Source organism: Campylobacter curvus (genome assembly GCF_013372125.1).
GTDB lineage: Bacteria > Campylobacterota > Campylobacteria > Campylobacterales > Campylobacteraceae > Campylobacter_A > Campylobacter_A curvus.
This window is the reverse complement of record NZ_CP053826.1, coordinates 1,886,617-1,900,166: the sequence shown is the minus strand read 5'-3', so window position 1 is coordinate 1,900,166 and position 13,550 is coordinate 1,886,617. Positions and strand designations below refer to the sequence as shown.

Sequence of the window (13,550 nt, the reverse complement as noted above, 5' to 3'; positions counted from 1 at the left end):
AACTTGCAAGATACTTTAAAATCTTTAAACGAACGCTTTGCAGATCTCACTCGCTTCACGAGCGCTACGATACGGATGTTTCTATTTTGGTAGCGCTTAGTAGCTTTTTGTTTGTAGTCAGGCACTCGTAGAGTAGAGTGAAATTTTATAAAATTCCTAAATTTTTCTTTACCGAGGTTATTAGATTCGGGTCAAATTCTACGCTTTTTACGAGTTCTCCCGTCGGCAAAAACACGCCCGAAAACTCTAACATCAGTGCGCTTGATGCCACGACGTAGCAGCCGTTTGCCAGCGCAAGTGCCTTGCAAAGCGTAAGATACGCGTCCTCTCGCTCCTTGCCCCACATCGCAGGCGCTAGGATGATGTCGCAGCCTTTTAGCTGCGCCCAAAGCTCGGCAAAACGCAGCTCAAAGCAGATGAGTACGCCTACTTTTAGCCCGCGAAAGTCAAACGGGCGTATCGCCGACGCGTCGCCCGCGGCGAAAATTTCGTGCTCGCGGTTTGGGCGAAAGAGCATGGCTTTGTTTTGCGTGTAGAAGACGTTTTGACTGTTTAGCAGGATAAATTCGTTGTAAATTTGCGTTTTATGCGGCTGCGTGATCGAGATTTTGGCTAGTCCGCTGGCGCGATTTAGGCTCGTTAGGTGCGTGAGAGCGAGGAATTTCTCGGGACTGAGGGCATCTTGAAGTGTCTCAAAAAGTATCGCGTCAAAGCTGCCGATCGCTCCGCCAAGCATCTGTGCGTTCGCGCCCGCGAAAAAGCCGTCGAAGTCATAGCCGCTGATACAAAGCTCGCTCGCGAGGATGAGCGAATTTTGGGGAGCCTCGCTAATAAAATTTACGAGCTCCTCAGTGCGATCGTTTGCGTTTTTGGCTTTTAAAACCACGCTTAAAAGATTCATTTTTTCCTTTTTAAATTTGGCTCTGTTATATCAGAGTATTGATGTCTGCTTCGCAAACCCTGTTCACTCCGCAAGACGCCGAACATGTAGCACGATTTACGCGGTCAGCTGTCGCTTCCCTGTAAATCGGCGGCGATAGCGTCGCTTCACAAGGTTTGACTTCGCTTTACTTTATTAGAAACAGAGCCTTAAATTTTAACCCCATCTTAAGGTAGCAACCTTGAACGTGCTGGGGTCGGCGTTTGTCTAAGGGACATGGGCGGTTTTTCTACTTCGTTGCACTACTCGAATACTGCTCGTATCCTCCCTTTTCAAGACGCTTCACGACCGTAAACAAAACGTTCTAGCCGCACCTCCCTAGAAAAAATATCAAATCTCGATTTTATAAATTTTAAAATTTATCAAGGGGCGGGCGGGTGTTGCTTTGCGACAGGGTTGATCCGCCTAAAAATCATCAAAACTCAAACTACCCTTGCTGTAATTAGTAACCTTACTCTCAAAAAAGTTGCTCTTTTGATCGTTAAATTTAGCAAAATCATCGACCCATTTGATCGGGTGTTTGGCGTTATATTTGCGTTTTAGCCCGATGGCGACTAGACGCTGATCGACTAGATAGTGGATGTATTCCTCGATGATGTCGTCGGTAAAGCCCATGATCTGATTTTGCGTGATGTAGCGACCCCATTTGATTTCGAGGTTGCCCGCCTTTTCAAACATATCGTAAATTTTCTCTTCCATTTCGGGCGTGAAAAGATCGCTTCTCTCGGCGCGCACGGAATTTATCATATTTTGAAACAACAGCAAATGCGTGATCTCGTCGCGCTGGATAAAGCGTATCATCTGTGCGCTACCTAGCATCTTGCCCGCGCGTGCCAGCGCGTAGATCGCCGTAAAGCCGCTGTAAAAGTAAATGCCCTCTAAAATTTGATTTGCCACCATGGCAAGCAGTAGCTTCTCGTCCGTGACTTCGCCCGCTAGCTCCTCATAGACGCTTGAAATGTAGTCGTTTTTCTCGCGTAAGACCTCGTCGTGCTTCTCCATCTCGTAGATGAGGTCGGTGTTATCGCAGATCGCCTCGACCATGACGGCGTAGGACTTGGAGTGGTTTGCCTCCTCGTAGGCTTGGCGGCTTAGCACGGCGTTGATCTCGGGGGCGGTGATGTAGGGGTTGATGTTGTCGGCGAGGTTGTTCGTCTGAAAGCTGTCCATCGAGATGAGCTGACTCCACACGAGGTCATACATGCGTTTTTCGGCGTCCGTGAGGTTGTAGGCGTAGTCGCGCACGTCGTCGGTGGTATCGACCTCTTTGGGAAACCAGGTGTTGGCCTCCATTAGATCCCAAAGCTTGAGCGCCCACTGGTATTTTGCCTTGGTGAAATTTAAAATACCGTGTGGATTGCCGTTAAATACGCGTCGATCGGTTAAATTTTCGTTCGAGCTTGGATTGTAGATGCGTTTTCGATTCATTTTTTCTCTCTTAAATTTAGTGGATCAAAGAGCGATTTTATCAAAAAATATATAAATTTTGGCCGCCAAGGCTATGGTCTAAAATTTTAAAGCCGAATTTAGCGCTTATTTATACGCTTAAACATCATCAAAAAGCCCGTCAAAAATAGCGACGCACCGATGAGACAGATAAACGCGAATAGCACCTGACCAAGCTTACCTAAAAATTCTCCCGTGTGCACCCTTAAGACCTTTTGGCTAAATTTCTTGCCTTGAGGCACGAGATCGTCTTTTGTGAGCAGCTTGCGCTCTTTTATCTCGCCAGTAGTGGTATCGATCTTGAGACTGCCGATCTTTTGGCTCTCTTTTGGCGAGTAAGAGATGGAGTAAATGGTGGAATTTGCGTCCGGTACGTTTATCGTCAAAGCGGTAAAGTTACCCTCAGTGCCCGCGACAAAAATTTCCATAGTCTTATCGATCTCTTGAAATTTAGAAATTTGCGTCGGCGCTTGATTTTTAGGCGGCATCTTTTTTGGGACCATTTTGACGCCAAAGGCCGCATTTACGCTACTTCGCACCCAGCCATACGACCAGTAAAGCCCTGTTAGCGGCATCACGATGAGTGCCACGCTCACCCACAAGCCAAGGCTCGCGTGAAGCTTGTAAAACAGCGCGTAGCCTTTGGCTTTGAGGTTAAATTTAAGCGCCTCTTTGAAATTTTTCTTAATGAGCGGCGCATAGAGCCAAATGCCGCTTATCATCAGCAGGCTCATGATTATCGAGCTTACGGCGACGATTTGCTTACCGATGTTTGCGCTGATGTTGTCGTTTATGAGCGCTAGGCCTAAATTTCGGTGCAGGCTAAGCACGATGCGTTTGAAATTTTCGCCGTTGTCCTCGCCGATCACTTCACCGCTACGAGGATCGACGAAATAGTTTAAAATTTTGCCGTTATTTGTGACGCTTATGCGATAGGCGGTGTTGTCGCCGCCGGTTTGTATAGAATTTAGCGTTTGAAAATTCGTTTGTCCTTTAAATTTTGTCAAAATTTCGCTCATTTTAAGGTCGGGCTTGTCGCTTTTAGGTAAATTTACGCTACTTTCGTTGATGAGGTCGGCGATCTGAGCCCTATATGAAACAAACGGCGCGCTCAGCGTCATTATAAGTAGCGGAAGTGCGGCTATGAGGCCTAGTAGGAGGTGAATGTTGAATATGATTTTGTTGCGTTTTAGTAGCATGGATCGTCCTTTGAAAGTTGTAATTTTATGCTAAATTTATTAAATAAAATATAAAGCATTATCAGAATCAAATTTGATTTATGGAATTTAGGATATGATTTTTGGATCTTAAATAGTGATAAATCTGCGCAAGGAAGTGGTGAAAAACGATGGTGGAGTTAAGCGGGATCGAACCGCCGACCTCTTGAATGCCATTCAAGCGCTCTCCCAGCTGAGCTATAACCCCAAAGGATTTGCTATTTTACAATTTTAAGCCTTACAGAATTTTGAAATTAACATTAAGAAAAATAAAATTTTAAGCAAATTTTGGCTAACATTGCAATCTTTAACGCGGGAATAGCTCAGGGGTAGAGCACAACCTTGCCAAGGTTGGGGTCGCGAGTTCGAATCTCGTTTCCCGCTCCATCAGATGCCCGAGTGGCGGAATGGTAGACGCAAGGGACTTAAAATCCCTCGGTAGTTTTTACCGTACCGGTTCAAGTCCGGTCTCGGGCACCATCACGGTGGCGACATAGCCAAGTGGTAAGGCATGAGCCTGCAAAGCTTTGATCCCCGGTTCGAATCCGGGTGTCGCCTCCATTTAAGAAAGGAAAAATATGCGAAAGATACTTTTGGCAGTATGTGCTATGTTTTTTATGATGGGTTGTTCAAACACATGGCATGGAGTGAAAGAAGACACTCATAACGCTAAAGAATGGACTAAAGAAAAGATCAACGACGGCGCTACTTACGTCAAAGAAAAAACCGAATAGTTATAGTAAATTTTAAGCAAAGTTCGCTATAATCACAAAACTTCATTTTCGGGAGATGGCTGAGCGGTCGAAAGCGGCGGTCTTGAAAACCGTTGAGGTGTGAAAGCCTCCTGGGGTTCGAATCCCTATCTCCCGGCCACAACCACTCTTAAAATATATCTTCAGATATCTGTATTTCAGCATTTTTAAGCAGCCTATATCACCATATTTTCGTCTCAAATTTCGGACGATTTTATTTTGTTACACCGAATTTGGATTTCTGTTACATCGTTTGCTTATTAGATTAGGAGTTTGCAATGACTTCTAAATTAATAACTCGAATCAAAAATAGACCAAGCTACTACTATTTCGATAAGGCCTTGAAAAATGATAAAATTATCACCGTCAAATATTGCCTATTTACGGACAATGAGTTTGAGGCCAAAGCCATCGCTTTAAAAATAAAAAACGAAGCCGATAACAGACGTAATTCTGTTCAAACCAAAAAATTTATTGATTTACCGTTAAGATACAAGATACGCAACATTCAAAAAAATATTAAAAACAAATCGCATCGACTACCGACGACCGAATATAAAGAAATATTTGAAAAAGTTATATCGGGCATTTATGGGATTACCAAAGCCGACAACGATATGTTTATCGATAGAAAAGAATGTCAAGAAAACGATAGGGCAAAGAAAACACGAAAATCGATAAAATTTACGGATATAGCATCCAGATACGCTCAAAACGAAAGTAAGAAGTCAAATAGTAAAAATACCGGATACTATCAGAGGGTAGCCAAAGCACTTGACATTTATTTTAAGCACAAGCAGATAACCCAAATTTCTTACCAAGACTGCGAGGATTTTCAATTACATCTCTTAAATAATAAAAGGCTTAACAAAAAGACCATCAATAACTACACGTGCTACGCAAGTAGAATGTTTGACTATGCTATCAAAATAGGCCTTATATCTCAAAACCCGTTTAAGCTTTTAAGCTCGTTTAAAATTTCCAAAGATCAAAAATCGCCGAAGGATAATTTTAGCATGGACGAACTGGTTAAGATTTTTAAGACGGATAAAAAAGAGCTTAAAGATTATATGGCGTTTGCCTTGCACACTGGACTTAGGCTTAGCGAAATTTGGAGCTTAGATGAAAGTAGCGTAAGCGAGCGAGACGGTATTAAAATTATCAAAGTTCAAACTGCCAAGCAAAAAGGCGGAGATGTTAAATTCAGAGAGCTGCCGATACATAAAAATATATATCGTCTAAGCGATATGAAGTGGTTAACGAAAATAAAAAAAGGTAAAAGCGATTGTAATTATCTTGGAAAAAGGCTTAACAAACATATTCATGCCGTTTTGCCGGACTCCAACGTAAGCTTTCATAGGCTAAGGGCAAATTTTGCGTCCGCTATTAAAAATTACTCCTTAGAAAATGGTTTTACGGATGTTACCTCGGTACTACTCGGGCACGCTACCGATCTAGCGACAGACGTATACGCCAAGGATATCTCGCTAAAAGCAAAGTTAAAAGCTATGAATGGTCTAAATATATTTTCCAGTCTCTAGCGATGAAATTCTATTGAATATCTTTAGCTAGTTATGTATAATTTGGCAAAAAGAGGTGAAATATGAAGAAAGAGATTTTAAATTTACTTGACGAAGAAAACGCAGACTTCGGTAGGCTTTATGAGTTTTACTCTGGCATAGAAAAGGCTTTTATAAACAAAACAGACAATATCAAGATGGGCTTTATCGGAAACACCCTAGATAAGGAGCAGCTTGAGAGAGATATGGACTATTGCGTAAAGAATTATGACAGAAATAAAAAAGACAAAGATAAATGGCGAAAAAGAGCGAATATTTTAAAAAAATTAAACAACTCAATACCTACCAAATATTACCTTCAAGTCGTTTTCAAAGATACTGCAATGAAAATTCAAAGCGTCATGAATTCGGTTAACGAACTTGATGTGCAAAATGAGCCAAAAACAGGTGTAATAGATCTTAAAAATTACGATATACCAGAAGAAGTAATAAAGTACGGCATTTTAACGGATGAAAAAGTAAAAGGCGGCAGATTTATCAATAATCAATTTGTACCCGACAATATTGCGGGGTACTTAGAGAGCGAAACACTTAAAAAAATACCAAAAAGTAAAAAACAACTATTGCCTGCAAATAATGAACTTAAGCCAGAGATAGATTTGCTTGAAACATATGAGTTGTATGAGATGCACGAAGGGGATAAACAGATGTATTCTGATGATACGTTGGGGAGATACAAAAAGGACGTTGAAAGATTAGTAGAATATATGAAAAACAACAATATCTATGAATTAAAGCAACTGCGTGCACAAAATTTTCAAAAGCATATAAAAGATAAAACCAGTAAGGGAAATGCAAATAATATAATAGGCAGACTAAGAAAATTTTTTAATTACGCAGTGCAAGAAAAATATGTGAGTTGTAATCCGTTTGAAAAACTTAGCAACTATAAAGTGGATAAAAATACAACGGATAAAAGAAATTTTACTCTCGATGAGTTAAAAGAATTATTTAGCGGTAAAAATAGCGGCATACGAAAAGAGCTATTAGATTGTTTAAGATTTTTATTATTAACGGGTGTCAGGACGGAGGAATTTTATAATTTAAATAAAGATAGTTTTTATACGGATTGCGATCATCCGTTTTTGAAGGTAAAAACCGCGAAGCAAGGTGCCGATAAGATATTTTATAGAAACATACCATTGCATACATTATTAAAAGATCTCTACAAATACGACTGGATTGCAAAAATTAAAAAAATATATTCAAATAAAGGAACTTTGTCCAAAGCTCTCAATGCCGAAATAGATAAGGTAATAAAAGATAATACGGTAAGCGTCCATAGACTTAGGGGAAATTTTGCTAACGCGATTGATGAGTATTTGTATTCTAGGGATTTTATCGAATATCAAGACACTTTAAAAAATTTAATGGGACATTCGAAAAGGCTAAGGAAAGACGATATCGAAGATCAAGTAAAATATAAAATAACCAAAACTATACTTGGTTATGCACCCGATATGACACAGGGTACATACTCGCAATCCGAGTATGCGGATCCAAAAATATTAGCAATACGAGGGCTTAATGTCTTTGAAGATATTTTTGAATATTTGAATATCCCAAAAAATCAAATCGGACACGTAAAGCCTAGAAAATCTAGAAAAACAAAAAATAAACCCATCGCCATGATTGCAAAATAAGATAAGACACCGTAATCTGCCGAATTTTGATAAAACTTAGTATGTAGACATGGGTATAAAATCGGTTTTTCGGTTTGACTGGTAGTCGCAAGCCCAAATTTAAAGCTATACCCAAATAGCCCCGCTATTATGGCAAACAGTTCGCTTCCGGCTATCACTAGCTCGGCTCCGTCTTTTATATCTCTTAGCACGGGTTTTATGGAGGCTAGTTTTATTTTTGAGCTTGCGGTTTTCTCGTCTTTGCTCGGCCCTTCGGCAGCTTTTGCTATGCTTGCGTATTTTTTTATCGTTTCTATTATGCTTTTATCTCAGCAGGCAAATTTTCGTCAAGCTTTTCTGGAATCGAAACGTATAAATTTTCCTTGCTTCTAGTTAATAAAACATAAATTTTTCTATAAAATAGCTTGCGGTCGTTTTTTAGCGTCGTTTGCAGAAACGGCAAAAAGTTGTGTATAACGACGTTTTGCGCTTCAAGGCCTTTGATAGATTGCATCGTAAGCACATCTATGTTTTTATCTTTTGGTAAGGCGTATTCTTTTATGCCCTCGACCGATTTCTTACTATTGCTTAAAACTACGCTAGTTTCGTTTACGGGCAAGGACTCTAAAACGCCTCTAAGTTGCGCAAAGTCATCCATCGCCTTTATATTCACGCTTCCGTCTTGCAGTACGCATTCGATATCTTTCAAAAAGCTTTTATCTAGGTAAAAGCTGTTTTTATAGTAGGTATTTATGGTACTATCGTTTTGCAAGATTTCAAATGCGCATCTAGCGATATTTGATGGTATTCGGTAGACGTTTTTTTAGATTTTTTACCCGCCCTCTCATGTCTATGCGCTCAAATTTTGGATGATGAAAGATATCTGCGATGCTATTCATCGTATGGGGGTAAAATTTCTGCGCCTCATCTATAAAAAAACACGCAGTCCTTTATCTCCTCGTAAATAACCCCCATAAATCTGGCCGGCATATCCTGTGTCTCGTCGCAAAGGACGTAGTCGATCGGATGCTTTGCTAGGTGAGCGCTAAATTTAGCTCTAAATTCGGCTTAAGGTGCTACCTTACAGCAAGGATGAAGCCAACACTATCTTTAAAATAGTCCAAAATTTTAAAGAGACTAACACAACACCTAGCAAACGCATAAGTGCAAATGATTTATACTATATAACCATGATAGCAGCATATAGTGGTATGAGGATAAATGAGATAGTTCAGCTAAGAGCACGTGACATCGTGCAGCACAATAACGTGCTTTGCTTTAGTATAAATAGAGATGATGGCAAGAGTACTAAAAATATAAATTCCATAAGGCTTGTATCAGTTCATAGTAAGCTAATAGAGCTTGGACTAATGGAGTTTGTAAAACAAAGAGCTAGCTCAAACAAAAGCATCTTTAAAGTAAGCAATAAAGACTTTTCTGAAATTTTTAGATCTCAAATACAACGAAAACTAATAAGCAACGATAAGCAAAAGACTTTTTACTCTTTTAGACACTATTTTATAGATACGCTTGTCCAACAAGAAGTAGAGCCAAATATCATAGCTCAAATAGTAGGACATGAGAAACAGTATAAAATTTTACTTGGAACCTATGCTACAAATATAAATGCTAGTGTGTTAAAAGCAAAAGTTGAAATGGTAAGTTACTAATATATCTCATAATACATTTTATTACGTAACTTTACTTAGGTATACGTGTTTTACTTCACTATACCTTACCATACTTAACCTAACTTCACTATACGTAAAATACGTATACTTACTTTACTATATGTAATTTACGTTACTATACTTAAGTATACCTATTTTACGTAGTTTTACTTTAGTATACGTGTTTTACCTTACTGTACTTCACTATACGTGTTTTACGTGGTTTTACCTTATGTAACATTACGTAAAATTATGCTACCATACACTTTAATTATCTAGATTCACTTCTATTAAACATCAACATTTTTATATGTTGATAAACTTACTTAGCAAGCTCAAACTGAGCTTGCTGTAAGGTCTTAGCCAGACGGGCAAAATTTTTATTTAGAAAGATACAGCTTAAACAAAACTTTATCCATCAAAGATGATCTTTGCTAATAAAATATTTAATTTTTTTTGGAAATTTATTTAAAGATATAAAGTTACCAACCAAACTCCTTTTTGTTTGAAGTTAGCAACTATTTGATTTTACAATGGGTCAAATTTAGATTTCTATCCAAATTTGACCTAAAAGTTTTTAATCTTCTTCTTTTGCGATTCCGTCTTTTGCGAAGGCTTGCATAAAGCGTAGTATTCTAGCTTTTTCTTCATCGTTTATTTTGGCAAATGTTTGCATAGCGGTTAGATATGCATCCCATTCGTTCATCAAATGCTCTTTTGGTTTGTGAGCCGCGTGACATGAGCTACAAGTGTCATAATAAACAAGCTCCGCCTCTTCCCATGAGGCATAGCTATTTTCATTTAACTTTTTGCTGTCTATTAGGTACTGCGCCTTCGGCTTTGCCTCTTGATTTTTAAGCATCAAAAAGGTTATCAACGGATCTTTTTTGTAGGCTAAGATATTTTTGTTATCGGTAACCTCTCCGCTAACTTCGATAAGCGATAAATCACCCTCTTGCTTTATAAATTTTACGGGCGTACCTTCGTAAATTTCACCTACGACCTCTTTGGTTTTAGGATCAAGCAAATCGGCCTTGATATCAAAGATAAACATATCTTTTGCAAAAACAAAATTTGCCAAAACCGCCGCTAAAAATAGAATTTTTCTCATTTATGCTCCTTTTATTATCGGTGTTTTAATGCCGGCATAAGCCTTGGCATCAACTTTTTTGATAGCTACCAAGCAAGTATTGATAGAAGTCGCTTGTGCCATAGTCGAAGTAGGTCTTGAGCTGGTTAATAAATTTACGTGTCCTGCGTTGCATCTTGGGTTTTCATCTGTTAAATTTTCAGGATCATACCAAGCACCTTCGCTTATCGACACGACGCCCTTCATAATGTCTTTGCTTACGACGGCGCCTGCTAAAATTCTACCCCTGTCGTTATATACTTCAACCGTATCGCCGTCTTTTATGCCAAATTTCTTAGCGTCTTCATAGTTTATAAGCACAGGCTCTCTATTTCCTACCTTATATGCTTTTCTTACAAAAGAGTTATCAAGCTGAGAGTGGATGCGATATTTTGGGTGCGGACTTAGCAAATGAAGCGGATATTGCTTTGTAAGTTCTCCATTGCCAAGCCATTCTGCAGGCTCAAACCACATAGGATGTCCCTTAAAATCATCAAGTTTATAATCAGCGAATTTTTGCGAGAAAATTTGAATTTTACCCGTTTCCGTAGCTAGTTTATTTGCTACCGGATCAGCTCTAAATGCAGCGTGACGAACAAATTTCTTTGCCTCTTCACCTGGCTCAAAGTGTAAATATCCTTTTTCCCAAAATTCATCAAAACTTACGTAATTAACGCAATCGCTTCTTTCGTAAAAGCTTCTTATGATCTCCTCTTTGCTCTTACCGCTTGTAAATTTACGATGCTCTTTTTCGCCCACCATTTTTGCCATCTGAGCAAAAACGTCATAATCGTTTCTAGCTTCAAAAAGCGGCTCTACAACCTTTCTCATCGCATAAACATAGTCTTGCGAATAAGAGCCGCCATAGCTTATATCGTCTCTTTCGAGCGGAGTCGTAGAAGGAAGCACTATATCAGCCATCTTTGCCATCGGTGTCCACCAAGGCTCATGAACTATCACGGTATCAAGCTTGCGGATAGCTTTTATAAGTTCATTTGTATTTGGATGGTGTCCTAAAACGGTTGCGCCCGTTATATACATGACTTTTATATCTGGATATGTTATCTCAGAGCCTTTAAATTTGATCTTTTTGCCCGGATTTAACAAAGCTTCGCTAACTCTTGAGGCTGGAATTTTTGCGTCTACTTTGTTTTTACCTTGCGGCAAGCCTACCGGCAAACTAACGCCCGAAAACGCTTGTCCGCCGCCGCCATAATGCATAGAAAATCCAAATCCGCCGCCTGGAAGCCCAACTTGTCCTATCATCGAAGCAAGCACCATAAGCATCCAGTCGACCTGCTCTCCGTGATGGGCTCTTTGCATAGCCCAGTTGCCTGCTAAAAATGTGCGATTTTTTACAAAAGTATCGACAAGCGCTTTTATAACGCTCTCCTCAACACCCGTTATCTTTGCTGCCCAGGCAGGAGTTTTTTCTACCATATCTTCGCTCCTACCAAGTAGATAAGGCAGGAATTTATCAAATCCAAAAGTGTATTTTTCGATAAATTCTTTATCATATTGGTTACTTGTATATAGATAATGGCACATTCCAAGCATAAGCGCCACGTCGGTATTCGGGCGAATTTTAATCCACTCGGCGTTAAATTTCTTGGCAATTTCCGTGTATTGCGGATCAATCGTGATAAATTTTATTCCCGATTTTGCATATTTTTCAAAATAAGGATTATTCCCGCGATTTGCTATCATGAAATCGATCTGATTGCATTTAAACAAATCGGCACCCCACATCACATAAACTTTCGTATTTTCAAGCATTGCTTCATGTGCGGTTTGCAGAGAATAAACTTCCAAATCTCCAACGATAGTTGCATTTACTCTGCCCGCAGCACCGTTGCTATACTCGCCGTCAGTTCCTACCGCTCCGCCAAAAACGGTATTAAAAAATCTACCCGCCACGGAGCTACAGTTGTGAAGAAGACCTGGATGCCCCCAGCCGCCACTTGCATTATAAATTTCGTCCGTCTTTACGCTTTGAAGCTTTTTAACTATTAGCTTCATCGCCTCGTCCCAGCTTACTCGCACGAATTCCTCTTTGCCGCGAAGCTCGGGAGCGTTTTTACCTTCTAGGTAGCTTTTTCTAACGCAAGGATATTTTATTCTGGTATCGGAATAAACCCTGTCTATCCATGCCTCGTTTCCGGGGTATTTTGGGTCTTTATCAGATACCTGCGGTCTAATTTTCACTATCTTTCCGTTTTCGTCGACGTCAGCGTAAAATGCACCTAAATTTGAAGCGTGCGGTATGCTTTTGGTTTTATTCTCCTTTGCTAGAAGAGGATTTGAGCATACTATTGCCGTAGCTGCAGCGGATGTCTTTAAAAAATCTCGTCTTGAAATTGACATTCTTTCTCCTTAATTTTCAAAAATTTGCCGCCATTATATTAAATAACTTCATTTTATTTTCATTTTTAAAATTAAATTTAGCTTATTTTTAAGATAATAAGCAAGATTAAAATTTATAAGGATTTTAAATTACATCAAGAATAAAAAGGCTTCAAAAGCTCTGCGTATTAGTTGTTTGTAGCGACGAAAATTTAATTGAAAAAATAAGGCTAAACAAGGATAAATTCTTAAATTTATATTTTATAAATTTTGATTACTTTTTGGATTTTTATCTTAATTGCAATACAAATTTAGATGTCGTAATTATCGACCTGGACCCTTTGTTTGAGAATAAAGAAGAAATTGATTTCTTTAATATTTCATCCATCTCGCCGAATCAAAAATTTATATTTTTAGCAAAAAACAAAAAAGTCTATTCTAAAATTTTAAAAAATTTTCACGGCGGAAGTTCTGCTATATTATTTAAGCCTATTAAAACAAGCGTTTTACTCGATAGTATCGCTATGCTATCTCCTAGCCGAGAGGCAAGTTTTTTAGTGCTAAACAAAGAAATTAAGATAAATCTCGAAAAAGAGCAAATTTATAAAAATAACGAACAAATTTTTCTAACAAATTTACAGCATAAGCTCATCTTGCTCCTAGCTCAAAACGTAAATAATATAACCACCTTTTCAATGATAGAAGAGATAGTGTATCATAATAAAATGAGTTCAAAAATAGCTATGCAAAATTTAGTAGGCGTGTTAAAAAGAAATTTAAATCTTGATATAAAAAATGTGCATTCAAAGGGCTATATTCTTAACTCCTATTGACTTTTGTTTTGCCCTAAG

Annotated in this window: 11 protein-coding genes and 5 tRNA genes; 9 read left to right on the top strand and 7 right to left on the bottom strand. The window is 38.9% G+C overall.

What is annotated here, in order from left to right:
* Window positions 1–145 precede the first annotated feature (145 nt).
* The 4 genes from CCVT_RS09395 to CCVT_RS09380 all read right to left on the bottom strand — a co-directional run bounded on the left by CCVT_RS09395 (window position 146) and on the right by CCVT_RS09380 (window position 3,811).
* On the bottom strand, window positions 146–901 hold the full coding sequence (locus tag CCVT_RS09395) for a carbon-nitrogen hydrolase family protein (RefSeq protein ID WP_026175534.1): 756 nt from the start codon (window positions 899–901) through the stop codon (window positions 146–148).
* 444 nt (window positions 902–1,345) lie between these two features.
* Window positions 1,346–2,368 (bottom strand): ribonucleotide-diphosphate reductase subunit beta, encoded by a 1,023-nt coding sequence (locus CCVT_RS09390; protein ID WP_009649561.1) that lies wholly within the window; start codon window positions 2,366–2,368, stop codon window positions 1,346–1,348.
* A gap of 98 nt (window positions 2,369–2,466) precedes the next feature.
* Window positions 2,467–3,585, bottom strand: a complete 1,119-nt coding sequence (locus CCVT_RS09385; RefSeq protein ID WP_018137159.1) for a PepSY-associated TM helix domain-containing protein — start codon at window positions 3,583–3,585, stop codon at window positions 2,467–2,469.
* Window positions 3,586–3,735: 150 nt separating this feature from the next.
* Window positions 3,736–3,811: transfer RNA gene (locus tag CCVT_RS09380), tRNA-Ala, on the bottom strand.
* 104 nt (window positions 3,812–3,915) lie between these two features.
* Here CCVT_RS09380 and CCVT_RS09375 point away from each other — a divergent pair.
* The 7 genes from CCVT_RS09375 to CCVT_RS09345 all read left to right on the top strand — a co-directional run bounded on the left by CCVT_RS09375 (window position 3,916) and on the right by CCVT_RS09345 (window position 7,578).
* Window positions 3,916–3,990 (top strand) — tRNA-Gly (locus tag CCVT_RS09375).
* A 6-nt stretch (window positions 3,991–3,996) separates the two neighbouring features.
* Window positions 3,997–4,083, top strand: a tRNA-Leu gene (locus tag CCVT_RS09370).
* Between the two features lie 7 nt (window positions 4,084–4,090).
* Window positions 4,091–4,164, top strand: a tRNA-Cys gene (locus CCVT_RS09365).
* 17 nt (window positions 4,165–4,181) lie between these two features.
* Entirely contained in the window at window positions 4,182–4,337 is a 156-nt protein-coding gene (locus CCVT_RS09360; RefSeq protein WP_009649693.1) for a hypothetical protein, read from the top strand.
* 49 nt (window positions 4,338–4,386) lie between these two features.
* Window positions 4,387–4,476: transfer RNA gene (locus tag CCVT_RS09355), tRNA-Ser, on the top strand.
* Window positions 4,477–4,633: 157 nt separating this feature from the next.
* The gene (locus tag CCVT_RS09350) at window positions 4,634–5,896 is read left to right on the top strand and encodes a tyrosine-type recombinase/integrase (RefSeq protein ID WP_018137158.1); all 1,263 of its coding nucleotides are present in this window, start codon (window positions 4,634–4,636) and stop codon (window positions 5,894–5,896) included.
* Window positions 5,897–5,958: 62 nt separating this feature from the next.
* On the top strand, window positions 5,959–7,578 hold the full coding sequence (locus CCVT_RS09345; protein WP_018137157.1) for a tyrosine-type recombinase/integrase: 1,620 nt from the start codon (window positions 5,959–5,961) through the stop codon (window positions 7,576–7,578).
* A 295-nt stretch (window positions 7,579–7,873) separates the two neighbouring features.
* Here the strand turns inward: CCVT_RS09345 and CCVT_RS09340 are convergent, their stop codons facing one another.
* Window positions 7,874–8,329: a hypothetical protein gene (locus CCVT_RS09340; protein ID WP_018137156.1), complete on the bottom strand. Its 456-nt coding sequence runs from the start codon at window positions 8,327–8,329 to the stop codon at window positions 7,874–7,876.
* Window positions 8,330–8,630: 301 nt separating this feature from the next.
* Between CCVT_RS09340 and CCVT_RS09335 the strand changes: the two genes are divergently transcribed.
* Complete coding sequence (locus CCVT_RS09335; protein ID WP_018137154.1) at window positions 8,631–9,227, top strand: site-specific integrase; 597 nt, start codon at window positions 8,631–8,633, stop codon at window positions 9,225–9,227.
* 577 nt (window positions 9,228–9,804) lie between these two features.
* On the opposite strand, the gene CCVT_RS09330 is transcribed toward CCVT_RS09335, so the two are convergent.
* Together CCVT_RS09330 and CCVT_RS09325 are read right to left on the bottom strand one after the other, a co-directional pair.
* Window positions 9,805–10,338: a hypothetical protein gene (locus tag CCVT_RS09330; protein ID WP_018137153.1), complete on the bottom strand. Its 534-nt coding sequence runs from the start codon at window positions 10,336–10,338 to the stop codon at window positions 9,805–9,807.
* Window positions 10,339–12,720 carry a molybdopterin-dependent oxidoreductase gene (locus tag CCVT_RS09325; RefSeq protein WP_018137152.1) on the bottom strand — a complete coding sequence of 794 codons (2,382 nt, stop codon included), beginning with the start codon at window positions 12,718–12,720 and terminating at the stop codon, window positions 10,339–10,341.
* Window positions 12,721–13,040: 320 nt separating this feature from the next.
* On the opposite strand from CCVT_RS09325, the gene CCVT_RS09320 reads away from it, so the two are divergent.
* Window positions 13,041–13,532 carry a response regulator gene (locus CCVT_RS09320; protein WP_155827527.1) on the top strand — a complete coding sequence of 164 codons (492 nt, stop codon included), beginning with the start codon at window positions 13,041–13,043 and terminating at the stop codon, window positions 13,530–13,532.
* The last annotated feature ends 18 nt before the right edge of the window (window positions 13,533–13,550 follow it).

Coding starts and splice junctions, on each gene's coding strand:
- CCVT_RS09395 (WP_026175534.1), bottom strand. CDS start 901: ATGAATCTTTTAAGCGTGGTTTTAAAAGCCAAAAACGCAAACGATCGC.
- CCVT_RS09390 (WP_009649561.1), bottom strand. CDS start 2,368: ATGAATCGAAAACGCATCTACAATCCAAGCTCGAACGAAAATTTAACC.
- CCVT_RS09385 (WP_018137159.1), bottom strand. CDS start 3,585: ATGCTACTAAAACGCAACAAAATCATATTCAACATTCACCTCCTACTA.
- CCVT_RS09360 (WP_009649693.1), top strand. CDS start 4,182: ATGCGAAAGATACTTTTGGCAGTATGTGCTATGTTTTTTATGATGGGT.
- CCVT_RS09350 (WP_018137158.1), top strand. CDS start 4,634: ATGACTTCTAAATTAATAACTCGAATCAAAAATAGACCAAGCTACTAC.
- CCVT_RS09345 (WP_018137157.1), top strand. CDS start 5,959: ATGAAGAAAGAGATTTTAAATTTACTTGACGAAGAAAACGCAGACTTC.
- CCVT_RS09330 (WP_018137153.1), bottom strand. CDS start 10,338: ATGAGAAAAATTCTATTTTTAGCGGCGGTTTTGGCAAATTTTGTTTTT.
- CCVT_RS09325 (WP_018137152.1), bottom strand. CDS start 12,720: ATGTCAATTTCAAGACGAGATTTTTTAAAGACATCCGCTGCAGCTACG.